The 18,931-nt window shown below is 69.0% G+C and carries 17 protein-coding genes; 15 read left to right on the top strand and 2 right to left on the bottom strand.

Annotated features, from left to right (window positions below):
- Positions 1-42 precede the first annotated feature (42 nt).
- The 15 genes from ABZV77_RS01630 to ABZV77_RS01560 all read left to right on the top strand — a co-directional run bounded on the left by ABZV77_RS01630 (position 43) and on the right by ABZV77_RS01560 (position 16,658).
- The gene (locus ABZV77_RS01630) at positions 43-297 is read left to right on the top strand and encodes an acyl carrier protein (RefSeq protein WP_356249132.1); all 255 of its coding nucleotides are present in this window, start codon (positions 43-45) and stop codon (positions 295-297) included.
- Positions 294-1,529 (top strand): acyl-CoA dehydrogenase family protein, encoded by a 1,236-nt coding sequence (locus tag ABZV77_RS01625; RefSeq protein ID WP_356249130.1) that lies wholly within the window; start codon positions 294-296, stop codon positions 1,527-1,529. Before ABZV77_RS01630 ends, ABZV77_RS01625 begins: the two co-directional genes overlap by 4 nt.
- A complete protein-coding gene (locus ABZV77_RS01620) occupies positions 1,519-2,559 on the top strand; it encodes an HAD-IIIC family phosphatase (RefSeq protein ID WP_356249128.1) in 1,041 nt (346 codons plus the stop codon). The genes ABZV77_RS01625 and ABZV77_RS01620 overlap by 11 nt, the downstream gene beginning before the upstream one ends.
- Entirely contained in the window at positions 2,556-3,149 is a 594-nt protein-coding gene (locus tag ABZV77_RS01615) for a cupin (RefSeq protein WP_356249126.1), read from the top strand. The genes ABZV77_RS01620 and ABZV77_RS01615 overlap by 4 nt, the downstream gene beginning before the upstream one ends.
- Positions 3,150-3,248: 99 nt before the next feature.
- Positions 3,249-3,398, top strand: coding sequence for a hypothetical protein (locus ABZV77_RS01610; RefSeq protein ID WP_157868926.1), 150 nt, complete (start codon positions 3,249-3,251; stop codon positions 3,396-3,398).
- Positions 3,399-3,581: 183 nt separating this feature from the next.
- Positions 3,582-5,561 (top strand): radical SAM protein, encoded by a 1,980-nt coding sequence (locus ABZV77_RS01605; RefSeq protein ID WP_356249124.1) that lies wholly within the window; start codon positions 3,582-3,584, stop codon positions 5,559-5,561.
- Positions 5,562-5,573: 12 nt separating this feature from the next.
- Positions 5,574-8,138 (top strand): RiPP maturation radical SAM C-methyltransferase, encoded by a 2,565-nt coding sequence (locus ABZV77_RS01600; protein ID WP_356249122.1) that lies wholly within the window; start codon positions 5,574-5,576, stop codon positions 8,136-8,138.
- 6 nt (positions 8,139-8,144) lie between these two features.
- A complete protein-coding gene (locus ABZV77_RS01595) occupies positions 8,145-8,831 on the top strand; it encodes a class I SAM-dependent methyltransferase (RefSeq protein WP_356249120.1) in 687 nt (228 codons plus the stop codon).
- Positions 8,832-9,633: 802 nt separating this feature from the next.
- A complete protein-coding gene (locus ABZV77_RS01590) occupies positions 9,634-10,668 on the top strand; it encodes a hypothetical protein (protein WP_356249118.1) in 1,035 nt (344 codons plus the stop codon).
- A gap of 103 nt (positions 10,669-10,771) precedes the next feature.
- Positions 10,772-12,298, top strand: coding sequence for an amino acid permease (locus tag ABZV77_RS01585; protein WP_356249116.1), 1,527 nt, complete (start codon positions 10,772-10,774; stop codon positions 12,296-12,298).
- 56 nt (positions 12,299-12,354) lie between these two features.
- Complete coding sequence (locus ABZV77_RS01580) at positions 12,355-13,155, top strand: GNAT family N-acetyltransferase (RefSeq protein ID WP_356249115.1); 801 nt, start codon at positions 12,355-12,357, stop codon at positions 13,153-13,155.
- A gap of 179 nt (positions 13,156-13,334) precedes the next feature.
- A complete protein-coding gene (locus tag ABZV77_RS01575) occupies positions 13,335-13,976 on the top strand; it encodes an HAD family hydrolase (RefSeq protein WP_356249113.1) in 642 nt (213 codons plus the stop codon).
- Positions 13,977-14,084: 108 nt separating this feature from the next.
- Positions 14,085-15,260 (top strand): helix-turn-helix transcriptional regulator, encoded by a 1,176-nt coding sequence (locus tag ABZV77_RS01570; RefSeq protein WP_356249111.1) that lies wholly within the window; start codon positions 14,085-14,087, stop codon positions 15,258-15,260.
- Between the two features lie 319 nt (positions 15,261-15,579).
- The gene (locus ABZV77_RS01565) at positions 15,580-16,062 is read left to right on the top strand and encodes a hypothetical protein (RefSeq protein WP_356249109.1); all 483 of its coding nucleotides are present in this window, start codon (positions 15,580-15,582) and stop codon (positions 16,060-16,062) included.
- A gap of 254 nt (positions 16,063-16,316) precedes the next feature.
- On the top strand, positions 16,317-16,658 hold the full coding sequence (locus tag ABZV77_RS01560) for a DUF397 domain-containing protein (protein ID WP_356249107.1): 342 nt from the start codon (positions 16,317-16,319) through the stop codon (positions 16,656-16,658).
- Between the two features lie 413 nt (positions 16,659-17,071).
- Here ABZV77_RS01560 and ABZV77_RS01555 read toward each other — a convergent pair whose 3' ends face one another.
- Both ABZV77_RS01555 and ABZV77_RS01550 read right to left on the bottom strand, forming a co-directional pair.
- Positions 17,072-17,758: a response regulator transcription factor gene (locus ABZV77_RS01555; protein WP_356249105.1), complete on the bottom strand. Its 687-nt coding sequence runs from the start codon at positions 17,756-17,758 to the stop codon at positions 17,072-17,074.
- 5 nt (positions 17,759-17,763) lie between these two features.
- The gene (locus ABZV77_RS01550) at positions 17,764-18,915 is read right to left on the bottom strand and encodes a sensor histidine kinase (protein WP_356249103.1); all 1,152 of its coding nucleotides are present in this window, start codon (positions 18,913-18,915) and stop codon (positions 17,764-17,766) included.
- Positions 18,916-18,931 lie beyond the last annotated feature (16 nt).

Genomic DNA, 18,931 nt, shown 5'->3' with positions numbered 1-18,931 from the left:
CACCGCCCTGTTTGACCATGTGAGTTGGAGTGTGATGTTGCAGTGACCGCCGTCTACGAGGACGCAGCCGTCCGATCCCGTGTTCTCGACTTCCTGTCGCGCTACGTGGACGACCCCGCCGAGCTGGAAGGCATCCAACTGATCACCGGTGGGGTGCTCAGTTCGCTGGCGACCGTTGCGCTCGTCAGCCACCTCGAGAAGGAGTTCGGCGTCGACATCGACGACGACGACCTGGAGATCGAGAACTTCGACACGCTGGACAGCATCGTGCGGTTCGTGCAGGGGAAACAGGCATGAGCCAGCCGCCGCCGGACGCGGCCGCGCTGGGGCGGCTGCTGCTGCCGCTGGCCGACGAGATCGAGGCGGCGAAGGCGGTGCCCGAGCACGTCCTCGCGGCGGTCGTCCGGTCCGGTGCGATGGCCGCGATGGTGCCCGCGGAGTACGGGGGACGGCCGCTGAGCCACCAGCAGTACGGCGAGCTGAGCCGGGCGGTGGCCCGCACCTCGGCGTCGCTGCAGAGTCTGCTGACCGTGCACGGAATGGTGTGCGCGAGCCTGAGCCGCTGGGGGTCGGAGGCCGTCCGGCAGCGGCTGCTGCCGCGTCTCGCCGCGGGTGAACTCGTCGGGGCGTTCGGCCTCACCGAGGACGGCGCGGGCAGCGACGCGGGGGCCGTCGGGACGACGGCTGTGCCGGAGGAGGTCCCGGCAGGCGCCGGTGCGACAGACGCCGGTGCGACAGAGGCCGGTGTGACGGACGCTGGCGCGGCGGAAACCGTGTGGCGTCTGGACGGCACGAAGCGCTGGCTGTCCTTCGGCCGGCTCGCCGACTGCTTCCTGGTCTTCGCCAAGCACGGCGACCGCAGCGTCGCCTTCCTCGTCCAGCGGGACGACCCGGGCGTCACGGTCGTCCCCAGTCGGCCCACCAGCGGCTTCCGCAGCGCCATGCTGGCCGACCTGCACCTGGACGGCTGCCGTGTCCCCGCCGACCGCATGGTGGGCCGTCCCGGCTTCGGCGTTTCCCAAGTGGCGGGCGGTGCGCTGTCGTTGGGGCGGCTCTGTGTCGCGTACGGCTCCCTCGGGATCGCCGAGGCGTGCTGCGACGCGATCATCGGCCACACCAGCAGCCGCAAGCAGTTCGGCGGGCGGCTGATCGATCTGCAGCTCGTACGCGGGCTCGTCAGCGACGCCGTGCTCGACACCGAGGCGGCGCGGCTCCTGTGCGAGCAGGCGGCGCGGGCCATGGACACCCAGGACGACTGGCTGATCCAGCACGTGCTCACCGCCAAGCTCGCGGCGTCCCGTGCGGCGGACCGGGCCTCGGCCGCGGCAGCCCAACTGCACGGCGCGGCAGGCATGGTGGAAGGCGGACCGGTGGACCGCTGGGTGCGCGACGCACGGGTGATGCAGATCATCGAGGGCAGCACGCAACTGCTGCAGGACCTTCTGGCCGAGGAGAGCCTGCAGCGCTTCCGGGTGCGCAGGCGCCACCCGCAATATCCTTTCGAAGCAGGAGCCGACTGTGCCGAGTGAGCTGGTCAAGTGTGTCGTCTGGGACCTCGATGACACGGTGTGGGAGGGCATCCTCTCCGAAGGGCCCGGGGTGAAGCTGCGCCCCGGCGTCCGTGAGCTGATCGAGACGCTCGACCAGCGCGGCATCCTGCAGTCGATCGCCAGCAAGAACGACGAGAAGGCCGCCCTCGACGAACTCGAACGCCTCGGCATCCGCGACTACTTCCTCGTCCCGCACGTCTCGTGGCAGCCCAAGTCGGGGCTGGTCCAGAGCATCGCGGAGCGGCTCAACATCGGCCTCGACACGCTGATGTTCGTGGACGACTCCGCCTTCGAGCGGGCCGAGGTCGAGTTCGTACATCCGCAGGTGCGGTGCGTGGATGCCGTCGAGACCGTGGACCTGCTCGACCGCCCGGAGCTGACCCGGCCGGTGACCGAGGACGGGCGCGCCCGCCGCACGCTGTATCTGCAGGCGGAGGAGCGCACCGCCTACGAGAAGTCGTTCGCGGGCCCGCAGGTCGAGTTCCTCAGGTCGCTGGACATGCGCCTCGCGATCGAGGTGGCCACCCCCGAGGACCTGGAACGCGCCGCCGAACTCACCGAGCGCACCCACCAGCTCAACACCACGGGACTGACCTTCTCCAAGGCGGAGCTGCGCGAGCTGATGGACAGGCCGGACCAGACGCTCCTGGTCGCCCGGCTCTCGGACCGCTTCGGCACGTACGGCACCATCGGCCTCACCCTGGTCGGCAAGACGGAGGAGGAATGGCGGATCCGTCTGTTCCTGATGTCCTGCCGCGTGATGGGCCGCAACGTCGGAGGCGCCATCCTGCGCTATCTGGCACAGACGGCAGACGCCGAACACGTGCGTCTGACGGCGGACTTCAAGCCCACGGACGTCAACAAGGCGATGTACACGGTCTACCGCCTTGCGGGCTTCAAGAAGACCTCCGTCGAGGACCCCGTGCGGGTGCTGGAGATGGCCCCCGGCCTGCCGCACACCTACCCCGACTACCTGGCCCTGTCGCTGCCCTTGAGGAGTGCGCCATGACCCTGCTGATCACGTGGTCGGATGCCGGCCCCGACACGGTCGTACGCCGGACCGTCGAGCCCGGTGAGATCGCCGCCGCGCTGGCCCCCGCGGGCGTCCGCTACGAGCAGTGGGCACTCCGCGCCGACGTGCCCGAAGACCCGGACCCCGCAGCGGTGTTGAACGCCTACCGGGACGATGTGGACGGCCTGGCCGACGCCGAGGGATTTGCCACCATCGACGTCGTGGGGCTGCGCCCGCGCAAGGACCTGGGGTGGCGGCTGACCGCCAAGGCCGAGCGGCGGAAGTTCCTCAGCGAGCACACGCATGACGACGACGATGAGGTGCGGTTCTTCGTCGCGGGCGCCGGGGCCTTCTATCTGCACGTCGGCAGTGAAGTGCATGCGGTGCTGTGCGAGGCGGGGGACCTGCTGTGGGTGCCGCGCGGGACCAAGCACTGGTTCGACATGGGTGCCGCTCCGTCGTACACCGTCATTCGCTTCTTTCACGACGAGGACGGGTGGGTCGGCAACTTCACCGGCAGCGACATCGCTTTGAAGTTCCCTGATTTCGACGCGCTCGCGGCGGACCGGCTGACCATGGCTCAATAGTGCTCTTGACCGTGATGAAACCGCACAGGGAGCCTGTTCCAGGACAGAAGGCCCACAAGGCTACTCCTGTTTCGTGTTCCACTCGCGTATGGAGGTTCCATGGACATCCAGATGAGCACCGAGGTCGACAGCGACCTGGGTGAACTCGAAGTACTCGAGATGGACGAACTGCAAGTCAGCGGTTCGTCCACGGCCTACAACTACATCGCCAAGAACGCGGACCGTTCCTCGGAGATATCGGGGGGCTGACCGGCCCGGCCGCATGGCTTCGCGAGGAGCTCACAAGATCTTCCGCATTCTCCGGCGCTCTGCGTCCTGCGCGCTGCCGGAGTGGGCGCCTTGTGAGCTCCTTCGGTTCTCTGCGGGCCGATTCGGACTTCCAGCACCTCGCGCACCCGGTCGGCTCCATCCGTCCGGATCAGGACGGATGGCATGGATCTCTTGCTGCTCTTTCCGCCGCTCACCGAGGCAACTCTCTTTCCGTATCTGAGTCTGCCCTATCTCGCCGGTCACGTCCGCCGGTCCGGTTTCAGCGCACATCAGGTCGATCTGAGCATTGAATTGGTCCATCGGCTCCTGGACGGCCCGGCGCTCACCCGGGAGGCCGCCGCCCTGGACACGGCGCAGGACCTGCCGACCTGGTACCGGGCGGCGGTGGCCGATGCCGCCCTGGAGCATCTCGGCGAGCTGCGTGACTTCGTCCTGACGAAGGACCCGGCGCCCGGCCTCGGCCCCGTGCGCGCGGTGCGACTGGCCCGGCAGGCCGCCCAACTGATGGTGCGCGAATCGCCGTTGTCGCAGGTGTGGGACGACTTCGACGCACTCGACCGTGCGGTGCTCAGCCTCTCGGACACGCAGCTCGGCTCTCTCGACTTCGCGACCCGGAATCTGCACGCATTGCTGACGGAGGCGCTCGACGAGTCCGCGCCGCGGGCGGTCGGCATCTCCGTCGCCTTCTTCAGCCAGTTGGCACCGGCGCTGCTGATCGCCCGGTGGATCCGGCTCCGGCACCCGGGCTTGCCCATCTGCCTCGGTGGACAGCAGGTCATGCTGCGCCACGACGAACTGGCCGCGATGACCTCGGTACGTACAGCGGTGGACGCGCTCTGCGTCACGGCGGGCGAAGAGCCCCTGGAGCGCTGGCTGGCCCATCTCACCGGAAACACTTCGCGCTCCGACGTGCCGGGGATGAGGTGGCTGAGCCCCGGAGAAGGCGCGACGGCCCCCAGCCGAATGCCCACTCTCCACTTCAAGGACGTGGGCGCCCCCGACTACGGCGGGCTGAAGGTGCACTCCTACCTCAATGACACCGTCGTCCTCTCCATGGTGTCCTGCGTGGGCTGTTACTGGGGACGCTGCATCTTCTGTTCCTACGGCAACCGGTCCCTGGAACGCGGGGCCTACCAGCAGGCTTCCCCGAGGCAACTCGCGGACGCGATAAGCCGGATCGTGGAGAGCACCGGAATCGACTTCGTCACCGTCGTCGACGAGAACACCAATCTGCGACTGCTCGCCCGGGCCATGCGGCTGGTGCGCGAGAGCGGTCTCCACGTCCGTTTCAATACACGCAACCGGCTGGAACCGATCCTCCTCGATCCGGCCTTCTGCAAGGAACTGGCCGACCTCGGCTGCGAGGGAATGGCCGTCGGCTACGAGGGCGTCACACAGCGACTGCTCGACAAGCTGGACAAGGGCGTCGATGCCGCGGACTTCCAGGCCATCCTCGACAACCTCGCGGCGGCGGACATCCGGGTCAACCTCTCGGTCATGGGCGGCCTTCTGGACGAGACGGAGGAGGAGGCCGAGGAATCGCTCCGCTTCCTGGAGCGCAATCGGGAGAAGTTCGCCATTGATGCCTTCGAGCTCATGGTGGCCGAGCCGGAAACCCGTCTGGTGGCCGATCCGGAACGCTTCGGAGTGGTCCTCGACGACAGCTCCGCTTCGTTCGCCGACAACCGAGAGCTCAATTACTTGGGCGGCAGGGTGGGCAGGCGGCACTCCGTCGTCGGCGGACCCGGGCGCTCCGACATGCTCAAGCGGCTCAAGTACGGGATGCGCCGGATCTCGGCGGCTGCGGGCGGGGCCGCCAAAGCCATGGAAGTCACCGAAGCCGCAGGTCAGCCCCCAGCCAAGCGCATCGCCCTGCGCCCCCATCCCTGGATCCGGAGTGCTCCGGCGAGGTTTGACCTGCGCGGCCCGGGCGGCGGCTCCACCCTCTTGGCCGATCCGGTACGGGAACAGGTCTACTCATTGCCGAAGAATCATGTGACCCGAAGCACCGCGCCCGGTGGGCCCTTGATCGCGACCAGTGCGCAGGGCCGGTCCCTTCTCGGCAAACTCGCCGCCGCGGACGTGGGTGCCATGGACGCCCTGTGCGACGAGCCGCTCACGGCAACGCGTCCGTCACGCTGAAGGAGTCACACGGTGCACATCACGCTGGTCAATATGCCCTGGGCCTCGATCGACTTCCCTTCCCTGGCTCTGGGAATTCTCAAGCAGCGCGTCGCGGACGAGTTCCCGGACAGTCGCGTCGACGTCGTGAACGCCAATCTGGACTACCTCGACTGGATCACCGAGCGGGCAGGGCTGACGCGCGAGGAGTACAACTTCTGCTGGGACTCCTACTTCACCGGCTACAGCGAGTGGATCTTCTCCTCCGCGCTGTACGACGATCCGCAGTGGCGCAACACCGAATTCGCGGATCTCGTGGCGGGAGCGGTCCCGGGGGACATGCTCAACAAGGGGCGGGAACTGCACGCGCTCGCTCCCGAGTACATCGAATCCCTGGTCACCCGCATCCTCGCCGACCGGCCCGACGTCGTCGGGTTTTCGACGACCTTCGCGCAGAACAGCGCCGTGCTCGCCGCGGCCAGGCTCATCAAGAAGACGGCACCCGAGGTGTGTGTGGTGCTGGGCGGCGGGAATTGTGACGGGCCGCAGGGCGCCGCGCTCCACCGCGGTTTCCCGTTCATCGACTACGTCAATCGTGGTGAGGGAGAGCTGTCGTTCACGCGGCTCCTCTCCAGTCTTCGCGACAAGTCGAGCCCCGCGGACATTCCCGGGCTCTGCTGGCGCGCCGCGGACGGCACGTCGCACGCCAACGCCATGAGCGCGGCTCCTTTGCCTGCGTCGGCACTGGTCACACCGGATTACACGGACTACTTCGAGCAGCACGCGGCCTCCCGCGCCGGAGCCATGGCCGAGCCCCATTTGGTGGTGGAGAGCTCACGCGGCTGCTGGTGGGGTCAGAAGCACCACTGCACCTTCTGCGGGCTCAACGGTTCGTTCATGGAGTTCCGCAGCAAGAGCCCGGACCGGTTCGTCGAGGAACTGCTCGCGATGACCGAGCGCTACCAGGTGCTCAACGTCGCCGTGGCGGACAACATCCTCGACATGAATTACCTGCGGTCGATGGTCCCGAGGCTCGCGGAGGCCGACTGCGACCTGCGCATCAGTTACGAGATCAAGTCCAACATGCGCCGCGAACAGCTGGCCTCCCTCGTAGCCGCCGGAATCCACTATGTGCAGCCCGGCATCGAAAGCCTCAACGGCCGTGTGCTGAAGCTGATGGACAAAGGCGTGACCGGCTGCCAGAACGTCCGCATGATGCGCGACGCGGAGTCGGTGAGCCTCGGCGTCGTGTGGAACTACCTCTTCGGTTTCCCGGACGAGACCGAAGAGGATTACGACGCGGTGATCGACCAGTTCCCCGCCATCCACCATCTCGCCCCGCCCAACGGGGTCACCCGCATAGCCATCGAACGCTTCAGCCCCTACTTCAACCGCCCGGAACTCGGCTTCGGCGACCTGCGGCCCGCCGCGCACTACGCGGTGATCTACGACCTCCCGGAATCCGAACTCCGCGACATGGCCTATGTCTTCGACGCGGCGCACCAAGGCATTTCCACCACGCACGCGGAGCGGTTGGAGAAGGCCGTCGAGACCTGGCGCCACGAGTTCCCCCGGGGGCGGCTGACGCAGTGCGACCTGACGGACTCCATAGTCCTCACCAACACCCGCCCCGGTTTCACCTGGCGAACCCGGACCATCGAGGACCCCTGGGAGATGGCCGCGTTCCGTCTGCTGGAACAGCCCTGCACGAGCGACGTACTGCTGAAGAAGCTGCGATCGGGCGATCACGACATCGCCGCGGAGGACCGGTCGGCGGACGACCTGTCGGCCTTGCTCGCCCGCTGGCGCACGCTGGGACTGCTCTTCGAAGACGGCGGCCAGGCCGTGCACGTCGTCCCGCATGCCGCCAACCAGGACCTCATGCGCTGGGTGACCCGCGACGGCAGTCCGGCACTGGTGCCCGCACTGCTGGACGACCACGGCTCGGCGGACCGCGTTCCGGAAGCGACCGCGGCGACGACACTCCGGTCCTGGCGGGAACGCGACGAAGAGACGCGCGCCAGGGACGGCATATACCTGGGGGAGGAGCGGTACGAGAACACGCCCGTGCAGACCGTCTCGGACCTGGTCGCGCGGGGCGCCCGGCATGTCGCCCTCCCCGAGCCCCTGATCCTCGGTCAGGACGACCTCGAAGGGGACCGGCAGGCGGTCCGCGGACTCACCCACGTAAGGGAGTTGACGGGACACGGTCTCTCCGTCGACTGGGACCTGGACCTGGGCGCCGAGACCGCACGATGGCGGCTGTTCAGCCACCTGTACCCGCCGCGTTCGCTGGCGGGCCCCGACGGTGACGCCGTCCTCGACCAGTGGCGCACCACGTTCCACATGAACAAGTGCGGCTACCGGCGTGGCACGGGCTTCATCGAGGTCACCGACCTGCGCCTGGGGAAGCAACGGCGCGTCGTCATGCGGAAGATCAACAAAGCGAAGCTGGCATCGCTCCTGGACGGCGCCCCCGTCTCGGATTTCCGCCAACCGGAGACAGCGGCGTTCACGAAGTCAGGCCTGGTCCACCAGGTCGGCTCCCTCCTGTGGTGGTTGCCCTCCCGCATCACCCGCTGGCCGGTCGTGGGGTGACGGAACATGACTCGTGACGAAGCCGCCTTGCCGCTGCGCTCCCTCAACGCTGCTGAGTGGGACCGCACTTACGACTCCACGGTCGTCGGATGGGACGAGGAGCCGCATCCGGCGCTCGGCGAACTCCTTGCCGAGCATGCCCCACCCCCGGCCCACGTACTGGACGTCGGCTGCGGCCTCGGCACCACCGCCCGTTGGCTCGCCGACCGCTCGTACACCGTGACGGCCTGCGACTTCTCGGCCCAGGCGATCAAAGAGGCCCGGCGCCGCGCTCCGGCCGGTTCGGCGGTGTCGTACGAGGTCCTGGACGTCAAAGGCCATGTGCCCCTGGACCCGTTCCCGGTGGTCCTCGACCGCGGTGTGCTGCACACCTGCCCCACGCACCGCGAGCGTCGGACGTTCGCCGAGTCGATGGCCCGGTTGTGCAGGCCCGGCGGGCTGTGGGTACATGTCGGGGCGGCCGCGCTCGACGAGGAGGACGCCCTGGACCAGTCGCGCGGGCCGTCCTGGACCACGGAGGAGACCTTCCTCGACGCGGTGTCGCCGTGGTTCACGGTGCTCGACCGTCGGATCGCCGACTTCGGACGGCGGACGGGCGTGACGGACTGGCCCGCTCGGTACGTCGTGCTCCGGCGGAGCGAGACCTTCACCACCCGGGAACGGCCGCACATTTCACCCCAAGACGACAGCTGATCACAGTCAGTGACCACCGCATCGAACTGGCCGAATGATCGGGTGACTTGAAGACCGCCATCGGGACGCCCGCGCAAGCCTGACCACGGCACCCCGAACGGCGCCGACGCACGAGGAACATCCCCCAATTGGCCTGGACCATAAGCGAGTTGACCGTCTGTTTCCGGCAAGTGGCGGTGCCCAGGCGCGACGGACGGCATCGGCGTCCCCGAAGGGCCGGGCGTGCTCGTGGTGAGCGGTCGTGCGGTCCGGCAGCGGACAGCACGACCGGCCCGGCTCGTGTTCAGCCATGGGCCCGTCCACCAGCGGCTCACCCGCTTCCGCTCAGCGCGGAGGCCCTGTTCCACCTGCACATGAGCACGCGGTCGCGAGCGTCCGAGGGGCGTCGGCGCACCGTCCGAGTGTCGCGGTCGGCGGGTCCGGTCACGGATGGCGACGTTCGTTTACCGCGTGGCTGAAAACAGCAGCTGAGTAACCCAACAATCTTGGGATTCTCTGGTCATGCGCCTCTCCAGGCACTTAAGTACCTCTGAGGCACTCGCTATCGGCCAAGAGCGAAAGCCGACGTCCGCGTTTTCCGCCAGCGGTCGCCTCCACCCTGCTAGTCGGCCCACACCGCTGTCCTCCGCACGACCGTGCCACCCGTCCCAACTGCCCCGAGGGTCCTTCCGCCTATGGCCGCCCGTGCACACCGTCCGGTGTCGTGCTCACATCACCCGGCGAGCCGCAGTGCTCACGGCAGCGGACAGCAGGCGACCCGCCGCAGAGCACGCCCTGCGCGGCCGGGCCGAGGTGACCGCTGATGGAGAGTTCGAACCCGGCGGGCCGGGCGAACCCGGTCGGCCGAGACGCAGACCTCTATGCGGCGGTGCAGGACATTCAGGCGGGCTACTGGATGCAGATGCGGCAGGTCCTTGCCCGGACGGGCACCTGGCCGCAGTGGACGTCCCGCACCCAGGTCCTCGGGGTCGTCGCGGCCCAGGCCAACGTCGTCGAGCTGTGGCTGAAAGAGGAACCGGAGAGCCTCGCCGCGCGGGTGATGTACGCCAGAGTCGCCACCGAACGCGTGCTGCAGGCCCACCGGAAGAACTGGGCGCGTGACTACCGGCGGGCAGGGGACCTGGAGAAACTGGTGGCCCGGGCCCGGGACGCGTGCCACAAGGCGGGCGAGGGGAACCCCGACGACGCGGTGCCCTGGATCTGCCGCCTGGCCCTGGCCGAAGCGGACGCGGCGGGACTCTACCCGGAGCACCACGTGGCTCCGCCACCCCATGAGTATCTGCTGCCCGGCGGGCCGTGGGGCCTGCTCGGGGAAGTGCACCGACGGGATCCGTTCAACCGCGAGGCCTGGCACCGCATGTCCCAGGCGCTCCAGGCCCGCCCGGGCCCGGCGGGCCATCAGGCGGTCGCGACGGACTTCGCCCGCTGGACGGTCTCTTTCTCGCCGCCCGACTCGCCACTGCTCCTGCTGCCCCTCTATGCCCGTGTGCAGGAGCACCGGGAGCGTCAGGACAGTGGCGCCGAGGTCATGCTGAACCTCCTGTGGACCAGGGAGGACACCACCCGTGCCATCACGCAGGCATTCGAGGGCTGGTTCCAGAAGTGCGATCCGGCCACCAGCTCCCAGCTGGATCTGAACTACCTCGCCTACGCCTTGGCGAGGGGCGGCTTCGCCCAGTGGGCGTCCGAAGTGTTCGATGCCATCGGCGACTTCGCCACTCCTGCCCCATGGCAGTTCGACTCCCGGCACCCCGAGGGTCAGTGGCGGAAGGCATTCGAGGAGGACCGCGTCGCCTGTCGGAGATCCCAGCCGCGGAACACGGGAAGACACCCGTGACCGCCGACCCGGCCCCACGGGCGGGCGCCACCACGGCCCGCCGGTGGCCCGGCAGCCACCCCACCTGCATCCCCCCATTTCAGCTTTCCTGTGCGGAGAACCCATGACCTCGGTAAGAGCACCGCGCCAGCAGGCGAACCCGGTCGACGACGACGGTGAGGACGCGCGCCTCCTCCAGTCGCTGGGCTACACCCAGCAACTGCACCGCCGGATGGGGGCCTTCGGCAACTTCTCGGCCTCCCTGTCGGTCATCTCGATCATGTCGGGGACCTTGCTCCTGTTCGGCTACGGCCTGAACTCGGGCGGCCCCGCGGTGATCACGTGGGGGTGGCTCGCCGTCGGGCCCCTGGTGCTGTGCCTGGCCGCGGCCCTGGCGGAGATCACCTCCCGCTACCCCACGAGCGGCGGCCTGTACTACATGGCCCGCCAGCTCGGAGGCGAGCGCTGGAGCTGGTACACCGGCTGGCTCAACCTCCTGGGCCTGCTCGGTGGAATAGCCGCCCAGGACTTCGGCATCGCGACATTCACCGCCGCGTGGCTGAACCTGCAGTTCGACTACACGGCGAGCTCGGGCTCCCTGCTGGCCATCTACGCGGTCATCCTCGCGCTGCACGCGGTCCTGAACCTCTTCGGCACCCGGCTGATGAACATCCTGACGTCCATCAGCGCGTGGTGGCACCTGGCAGGGGCCGTCGTCATCATCGGCTCCCTGGCGCTCGTGCCGTCCCACCACCAGTCGGCCGGTTTCGTGTTCTCCGAGTTCACCAACAACACCGGCTGGGGCGCCCCGGCGTACGTGATCCTGCTCGGCATGCTGCTGCCGGTCTTCGCCCTGGCGGGCTACGACACCTCGGCCCACCTGAGCGAGGAGACCAACCATGCCTCCGTCGCCGCGGCTCGCGGGGTCTTCCGTTCGGTGGCGGTGTCCTGGATCGCCGGCGGTATCCTGCTGACCACGCTGCTGTTCGCCATCCAGGACTACACCGCGACCCTGGCAGGACCGACCGGCGTACCCGTGGCGCAGATCCTCCTGGACGCACTGGGCATGGCGGCGGCCAAGGCCCTGCTGCTCGTGATCATCGTGGCCCAGTTCCTGTGCGGCTACACCGTGACCGCCAGCGCCAGCCGGATGATCTACGCCTTCGCCCGCGACGGTGCCCTGCCCGGATCGACGCGCTGGAAGAAGCTCAGCCGCCGCACCGCCATCCCCGCCAACGCGGTCTGGCTCGCGGTCGCCGTGGCCTTCGTGCTCGCGCTGCCGTCCTTGTACTCCTCGACGGCGTTCGCGGCGGTGACCGCCATCTCCGTCGTGGGATTCACCTCGGCCTACGCCATCCCGGTGCTGCTGCGACTCATCCACCGCGACCGATTCACCCCGGGGCCCTGGAACCTGGGCCGCTGGAGCCGTCCGATCGGCTGGATCGCGGTGGTGTGGGCGGCCGCGGTGACGGTGCTGTTCCTGCTGCCCCAGAGCAGCCCGGTCACCGCCACCACCTTCAACTACACCCCCGTGGCCGTAGTGGTGGCCTTCCTCATCGCCGCCCTGTGGCGCCGCTTCGGACGCGACTCGTACCATGTGCCCCGCTCCAGTTCCTCCACCGAGGACAAGCAGTACGAGGGCATCATCTGATGTCGGCGACACCGCGTGCCGCCCCCTCCACGACCTCAACGCCCCACGGGAGTACGGTGACCGGCCCCACGGAGTCCATCGAATCGGCACAGCAACTCGCCGTGGCCTGGCGCGCCATGGTCCTCGACCGCGATGCGGACGCGGACGTGCGCGACCTCCCCGGCATCGCCGTCCGCTGGGCCGACTGCAGCTTCTCGTTCTACAACTGCATCACTCTGACCGAGCCGGGAGCGGGAGCCGATCTCGTCGCGGAGCGCCTGACCCAGGCGGCGGACGTCATGCGCGCGAAGAAGCACCCGGGCTTCCTGTGGCTCTTCGAGGACCTCCTCGACGACGAGGCCCGCACCGCGCTGGCCCCGGCGGCCGAGCGGGCCGGTCTGCAGTACGCCTTCCCCGGCACGGGCATGGCCGGAGACCTGCTGCCCGTCCCCGACCCGGCCCACCCCGACCTGACGTTCGTACGTGTACGCACCGACGAGCACCTGCAGGCCTACGCGGACCTCCAGTCGCGCGCCTACGGGTTCCCCGTGGAGGAGGGCCGCGACGGCCTGGTCGGATCCGCGCGCTGGAAGAGCGAGATGTACGCCTACCTGGCCCTGCGCGGCGACGTCCCGGTGGCGTGCGCCACGACGGTCGAAGCGGCTGGCCGCCTCTTCGTCGCCTTCGTCGCCACCGACCCGGACTGGCAGCGAAAGGGCTACGGCGAGGCAGTCACGCGCAAGGCACTGCACGAGGGCGCCCAAGCCACCGGCCTGACCCGCGCCACCTTGCACGCGACGGTCGCCGGAGCCCCCGTCTACCCGCGTATCGGCTTCAAGCCGAACACACCCATCCACTTCTACAGCCTGAAGGACTGAGCCGCCGAGCCGGGCCCGGCGTCGGCGTCCGATCCGGATGCGCTGATCTGCCGTCGTGACGGAGCTCCGGCCCAGTACGTGTGAACAGGCCCCCTCCCACCTTCGGGTGGGAGGGGGCCTTTCGCCATGCCCGCGGGCCGCTTCGTCGCATTCTCTGCGGGCCCGACTAGGGTTCCGGAATGATCCGCACCATCGCTTTCGACGTAGGCGAGACCCTTGTCCGAGACGACCGCCACTGGGCCTCGTGGGCCGACTGGCTCCATGTGCCACGTCATACCGTCTCGGCGCTCGTGGGCGCCGTGGTCGCTCAAGGGAAGGACAACGCCGAAGCGCTCCGCCTCATCCAACCGGGCCTGGATATCCCGTCCGCGTACCGAGCCCGTGAGGAGGCGGGCCGCGGCGAGTACCTCGACGAGACCGACGTGTACGAGGACGTCCGACCGGCTCTGGCGGCACTGCGGGATGCCGGTCTCCGCGTCATCGTCGCGGGCAATCAGACGGTGCGCGCGGGTGAGCTGTTGCGAGGTCTCGACCTGCCTTCGGACCTGATCGCCACGTCCGGTGAGTGGGGCGTGGCGAAGCCGTCGGCCGAGTTCTTCGAGCGCCTCATCGCCGAGGCCGACTGTCCAGCCGAGGAGATCCTTTACGTGGGCGACCACCCGCAGAACGACACGCTGCCCGCGCACGCGGCCGGGCTGCGCACGGCTCACCTGCGACGCGGACCGTGGGGTCACCTGTGGGCGGAGGACTCCGAGGTGATCGCGACCGCGGACTACCACGTCAACTCGCTCATGGACCTCTTGGCGATCGCCTCACACTGAGCGTCAACGAAGCGGCCCCACCGTCAGATTGCTGGTGGGGCCGTTCCACGCACCAATGTGTGATCACGCGGGTACGGTTCGAAGTCGACGCCTCGAACTGGAGCGAGTATGCCCGCGCTTGACGATGGCCACGTGGGGCAGCGCATCGCCGCCACCCGCAAGGCGAAACGCCTGCGACAAGCTGATCTGGCTCGTGAGGCGTTCGTGTCGCTCGCGATGGTCAAGGCGATCGAACGTGGCGTCCGCAAGCCCAGCGATGCCACTCTCGAAGCGATCGCCGCAGCGCTCGGCGTGGACCCGACTCGCCTGCTGACCACTTTCACGGGCACCGAGCGGCGCGTACATGCCGCGCTGCCGGACGTGTCCGCGAGCATCGCCGCATACGACGTCCCCCTTGGCCTGCCGAACCGCACCCTCGACGAACTGCGTCGCGCGGTCGACGAAGGGGTGCATTGGCGGCTCGCCGCGCAGTACGGCCTGATCGCCCAGCACGCCCCGGTACTTCTCAGCGACGCGCTCGCCGCATTCCACGCCGCCGCAGACCGCCGGGTCGCAGCCCGCGTCCTGGTGGGCGCCGCTCGATCCGCCGACGCCGTGGCCTACAAGTACGGGGCCCGTGACCTGTCTGCCCGTCTCATCGAGCTCATGAGGTGGGCAGCCCCGTACGCGGAGGACCCGTTATTGTCCGCGTCGGTGGCGTACGTCCGCACGGAGACGTTCTTCACCGCGCGTGCACATGCGGCCGGCGCTCTTGCACTGGAGGCTGCAGTCGACGCGGCGCCCGCTCCGTCCAGCGCCGATGCTGTAGCCGCCCGCGGCGCCCTGCACATGCGGGCCGCCGTCATCGCCGGCCGCGACGGCAACGCAGACGCTGCTGACACGCACCTCGCCGAGGCCCGGCGCCTGGCGCAGCTTCTCCGCGAGGGTACGTACCTCGGTACCGCGTTCGGCCCGGAGTCCGTGCGTGTGCACGAGGTGTCCGTGGCCGTCAGCCTCGGACACGACCACATCAACCGTGCGTTCACCCTCGCGCGGAAGTGGGCGCCGTCCAGCGATCTGCCGGCCGAGCGCCGCTCCGGGTTTTGGATCGAGTTGTCCCGGGCGCAACTGTGGGGCAATCGCTTCAACGATGCCTTCGAGTCGTTGAAGGTCGCACGGCTGATTGCTCCACAGCACACGCGTGAACACCCGTGGGCCCGTGAAACCGCCGCAACCCTCCTGCGGTTGAAGCGCGCCGACGAGGAGTCTCTCCACCACTTCGCTGACTGGCTCGGCGCCGTCTGACGCAACAGCCCCCGGGGATACAGGCCGTATCCCTTACTCGGCCACCGAGCGCCCATGATCTGTGCATCAACGCAACGAAACAGGTCAGGGGCCCGATGACGCGCCAGATGACACGCGAGGAGGCACTCCTCGCGCCTGTGAGTGAGGTGAGTATCGCCCGCCTTCACGGGCCGGCGTGCTGGGACTGCGGGGCGGTGACACGCACACGCATCAAGGCCGGGGTCGTGATCGACGAGAGCGGTCAGGCATGGCCTGAAAGGACGTTCGGCCGTAACCGCAAGGTGCCCGCCCCGCGGCTTCTTCCTGGCCGGGTGATCGAATGATCACTGCAAGAGAGCCCTCGGCGGTATTCGACTGGTTGGCGCGTGCTCAGCAGGAGCCGCGCCACGCCCACCGGGAATGGGCGGAACGGGGCATCGCCCTCCTGCCTCTGGGCACGCGCTTCAACGCGGTGTGCCTGCCCGCCCGGCTTGTGTACTCCGCAGCCGGGACCGACGACCTGGGGATCGCGACGCAGACGCTCGCCGAGTTGCTCGACGGACCAGTCGTCCACAACCGGCCGAAGCACGAGTACTACGCGCTCGTCGAGCGCACGCCCACGATGCGGTGGACGCAGGAGTACCGCGAGGCTCCCATGCTGGGGTCCGGCCATTTCCTGTCCGTCCCGGCCTCCGACCTCACCGGCCCGACGGGCCTGTACTGGGCGGTGCGCCCCCGCATCGTGGGCGACTTGTGCCCCGTCCAGTCCGTCGCCGCGCTGGTGCGCATCGCCCGCAGCGAGTCGCAGCGGAGCCAGCGGTGACCCTCGTGGAGACGACCGTTGAGGAGCGGCAGGCGCGGCGGGCGTACGGGGATCTCCTCGCGCACTTCGAGGAGTGCGCGCCCTGCCGGGTCGAGAACTACTGCCCGGTCGGGGAGCGACTGCGCCGCGCCCACCGGGCCACGCGCTGCGCTCTCCACCTGACCACAGCCAGTACCGCGGCGCGCGGCCCGCATTCGCCTGAGGGAGCCCCATCCACCCCAGCCCCGGAACCCCACCCCCACAGGAGGCGCCACATGGGCACGCTCACCAACGGCAGGACCACGATCCCCTACGACAACTGGAACGCGCCGCGCCTGGACTGGCGCAAGGCGGGCCGCACCGACCTCGACCCGATCCTGAAGGACTGCGTAATTCTCGCGGCCGCACCGCCCGCCCAGGGCCACCCGCACCACAGCATCCCCGACGGCACCCGCATGATCGCCATCAGCGACGACAAGGACCCGGCCGCCCCGGTACTGCTCATGAGCCGGGTGGAGATCAGCAAGTTCTTCGACGGGGTGATCGCAGGTGAGTTCGACGACTTCCGGGCGAGCGACGACGAACTCCAAGCAGCCGCGGCAGACACCACAACCTGACCCAGACGGCACGACGTACGAGGCCCCGCGCGACAACGGTCGCTCGTTGGAGAGCGGTCCGGTCTGTTCGGAGCACGAGGGGCCACCGCTTCGTACGATCCGAAGCTCGGCAGGCTCCAGCATCTGCCTGCTCTGCACACCCCTCGGATCGACACCCGCGCACACGGCGGCAATCGCGCACCGGCAGAACGCGATCCTGGACAACCCGTACTGGCGTAAGGGCGGACGGCTGACGTGATCCGCCCGGCGAGGAGGCCCGGTGCCACGCACCAAGCGGAATATCTCGGGTGCTGGAGGGGGCGGAGGCGGCTGGAGGGCCAGGGGCCTCCTGGAAGCGGGTCCTCGATCCCGGCCTCCTCGGCACCGACGAAGACCCCTCTGCCGTTGAATAGTTCAAGCCATCAAAGTCACCGTCACATCCCAGGGCGAGGGTCGCCCACGAGTCCGGTCTCGTAGGCGACGATCACGAGTTGGGCGCGGTCGCGTGCATGCAGTTTGGCGAGCAGGCGCCCGATGTGAGTTTTGACTGTGGCCAGGCTCAGGTGGAGGTGGACTGTGATCTCTGTATTGGACAGGCCGCGGGCGATCAGGCCGAGTACCTCCAGCTCGCGGTTGGTGAGGGCGTCCAGCGAGCGGCTCGGCCGTCGCGTCGGCTCCGGGCGGCGGGCGAACTCCGCGATCAGGCGGCGGGTCACCGTAGGAGCGAGCAGTGCCTCGCCCGCAGCGACCACTCCGATGGCGGTGAGGACCTCGCTCGGTGCGGTGTCCTTCAGCAGAAAGCCCGCGGCGCCGGCGCGCAGGGCGGCGTAGACGTAGTCGTCCAGGTCGAAGGTGGTGAGGATGAGGACGCGGATGCCGGACAGGGCCGGGTCCGAGCAGATCTGCCGGGTGGCCTCAATGCCGTCCAGTCTTGGCATGCGTACGTCCATCAGTACGACGTCCGGCCTTCCCCGGCCTGCCAGTTCGACGGCCTCCGCTCCGTCCTCGGCCTCACCCACGGCGATCATGCCGGGCGTGTGGTCGACAAGGACGCGGAAGCTGCCGCGCACCATCGCCTGGTCGTCGGCGATCAGCACCTGGATCTCGGGCTCGTCAGTCATGCTGGTTACTTCCCTTCGGCGGGCAGCCGGACGGACACCGCGAAGCCGCCCTCAGGGCGGGGGCCCGCCTCGAAACTGCCGCCGTACATCATCGCCCGCTCTCGCATCCCCAGAAGGCCGTGTCCGCCGGGTAGTTGGCGGTTGGCCGGAGCGTGTCCGGGCGATGGGCCCTCATCCTTGATGTCGATGCGGATCTCGCGCTTGTCCGCCTCGACCGTGACCTGACAGCGGGTCGGGGCGGCGTGCCGGACAGCGTTGGTGAGGGCCTCCTGGACGATCCGGTAGATGGTCAGCTGCGTGCCCTCGGCCAGGCCCTGCGTACCGTGCACCGTCAAGCCGACGTCAATCCCTGCCCGGTTCGCCTCCGCGGCGAGCGAGTCAAGGCGGTCGAGGTCCGGTACAGGCCCCAAGGGCGCACCTTCGGTGCGCAGCACTCCGAGCGTGCGTCTCATCTCGGCCAGCGCGGAACGGCTTGTCTCCTCTATGACCTTGAGCGCGGCCCGTGCCTCCTGCGGGTCGGCCTCCGCCACATGCCCGGCGACACCCGCCTTGACGGCGATCAGGCTGAGGTTGTGCGAGACGATGTCGTGCAGCTCGCGGGCGATCCGCAGGCGTTCCTCGTCCAGCGCGCGCTCGGACCGACGCCGCTCGTCCCGCCCGGCTTCGGCCCGGCGGCCGCGCACGGTGAACCCCAGACACCAGGCCCCGCCGATCACCAGCAGCACCAGTCCGGCCACCCCTACGGCACCCCGCCAATTCTCGGTGGGAGTGATCACCGCCTCGCCGAGGTAGACGGCGCCGCACGCCACCGGCAGTGTCAGCGCGAGTGCGGGTACGGACCGGCGGGCGGGCTCGGCCAGTCCGACGAGGTAAGCCGCCAGACCGGCGGCGAAGTAGGGCTCGCGAGGAAGGTCGAGGAGCGACGCCGAGGCCAGAGCCGCGAGCACGGCCCCCAGGACCACGAGCGGCCACCGTCGGCGTACGGCGATCGGCAGGCCGACCGCGGCGGCGATCAACCAGCCGAGCCAGACCGGGCCTTCGTAGGTGGGTTGGCCGTCGTCGGCGGTCAGCTGGGCGAAGCCCACATACATGGCGGTCAAGGCCAGGGCCACGCCTAGGTCGAGGGCGTACAGATGGCGCTGCCCCTTGGGCTTCATGGCCCGACCGTACCGG

It is taken from the genome of Streptomyces sp. NPDC004732 (assembly GCF_040609235.1).
GTDB lineage: Bacteria > Actinomycetota > Actinomycetes > Streptomycetales > Streptomycetaceae > Streptomyces.
The sequence above is the reverse complement of the archived record's forward strand: the minus strand, read 5'-3'. Positions and strand labels throughout refer to the sequence as shown.

Coding starts and splice junctions, on each gene's coding strand:
- ABZV77_RS01625 (WP_356249130.1), top strand. CDS start 294: ATGAGCCAGCCGCCGCCGGACGCGGCCGCGCTGGGGCGGCTGCTGCTG.
- ABZV77_RS01615 (WP_356249126.1), top strand. CDS start 2,556: ATGACCCTGCTGATCACGTGGTCGGATGCCGGCCCCGACACGGTCGTA.
- ABZV77_RS01610 (WP_157868926.1), top strand. CDS start 3,249: ATGGACATCCAGATGAGCACCGAGGTCGACAGCGACCTGGGTGAACTC.
- ABZV77_RS01605 (WP_356249124.1), top strand. CDS start 3,582: ATGGATCTCTTGCTGCTCTTTCCGCCGCTCACCGAGGCAACTCTCTTT.
- ABZV77_RS01595 (WP_356249120.1), top strand. CDS start 8,145: ATGACTCGTGACGAAGCCGCCTTGCCGCTGCGCTCCCTCAACGCTGCT.
- ABZV77_RS01590 (WP_356249118.1), top strand. CDS start 9,634: ATGGAGAGTTCGAACCCGGCGGGCCGGGCGAACCCGGTCGGCCGAGAC.
- ABZV77_RS01585 (WP_356249116.1), top strand. CDS start 10,772: ATGACCTCGGTAAGAGCACCGCGCCAGCAGGCGAACCCGGTCGACGAC.
- ABZV77_RS01575 (WP_356249113.1), top strand. CDS start 13,335: ATGATCCGCACCATCGCTTTCGACGTAGGCGAGACCCTTGTCCGAGAC.
- ABZV77_RS01570 (WP_356249111.1), top strand. CDS start 14,085: ATGCCCGCGCTTGACGATGGCCACGTGGGGCAGCGCATCGCCGCCACC.
- ABZV77_RS01565 (WP_356249109.1), top strand. CDS start 15,580: ATGATCACTGCAAGAGAGCCCTCGGCGGTATTCGACTGGTTGGCGCGT.
- ABZV77_RS01560 (WP_356249107.1), top strand. CDS start 16,317: ATGGGCACGCTCACCAACGGCAGGACCACGATCCCCTACGACAACTGG.
- ABZV77_RS01555 (WP_356249105.1), bottom strand. CDS start 17,758: ATGACTGACGAGCCCGAGATCCAGGTGCTGATCGCCGACGACCAGGCG.
- ABZV77_RS01550 (WP_356249103.1), bottom strand. CDS start 18,915: ATGAAGCCCAAGGGGCAGCGCCATCTGTACGCCCTCGACCTAGGCGTG.